The organism is Streptomyces katrae, assembly GCF_000966975.1.
GTDB classification, from domain to species: Bacteria; Actinomycetota; Actinomycetes; order Streptomycetales; family Streptomycetaceae; genus Streptomyces; species Streptomyces katrae.
The window spans coordinates 1-755 of the sequence record NZ_JZWV01001261.1; the positions used below are offsets into that span (position 1 = coordinate 1).

A 755-nucleotide genomic window follows, 5' to 3' on the forward strand; every position below is an offset into this window, starting at 1 on the left:
GTCCTGGTCCGTGACGACGGGCAGTGGCCGGCCCGGTGTGCCGTAGCCGACGCCCTTCAGCGAGGAGATGATGCCGATCGAGATGCCGTCGTACGGCGAGAGCACCGCGTCGACGCGGGCGGCCGTGTACGACTTGCTCAGCAGGTTGTCCATCCGGGACTGGGCGAGACCGCCGTCCCAGCGCAGCGTGGCGATCTGGGCCAGGGAGGTCTGGCCGCTCTGCACGACCAGCTTCTTGGCGTCGATGTACGGCTGGAGGACGCTCATCGCGCCGTTGTAGAAGAAGGCGGCATTGTTGTCGTCCGGGGAGCCGGCGAACAGCTCTATGTTGAAGGGGCCCTTGCCGTCCTTGAGGCCGAGCTTGTCGACGATGTAACTCCCCTGGAGGACACCGACCTTGAAGTTGTCGAAGGTCGCGTAGTAGTCGACGTTGCCGGTGCCGCGGATCAGCCGGTCGTAGGAGATGACGGGGACGTGGGCGTCGGCGGCCCGCTGCAGGACGTTCGTGAGCGAGGAGCCGTCGATGGCGGCGATCACCAGCAGCCTGGCCCCCTTGGTGATCATGTTCTCCACCTGGGAGACCTGGTTCTCCACGACGTTGTCGCCGTACTGGAGGTCGGTCTTGTAGCCCTTCGCCTGGAACTCCTTGACCATGTTGGCGCCGTCGTTGATCCAGCGCTCCGACGACTTGGTCGGCATCGCGATGCCGACCAGGCCGCCTTTGGCGTCGCCGCCCCCTCCTCCGCCCCCTCCTC

The 755-nt window shown here is 66.2% G+C and carries 1 protein-coding gene; it reads right to left on the reverse strand.

What is annotated here, in order from left to right; translation table 11 throughout:
• Positions 1-755, reverse strand: a 755-nt coding sequence (locus tag VR44_RS35900; RefSeq protein WP_045951848.1) for a substrate-binding domain-containing protein, incomplete at both ends; no start/stop codon positions are given.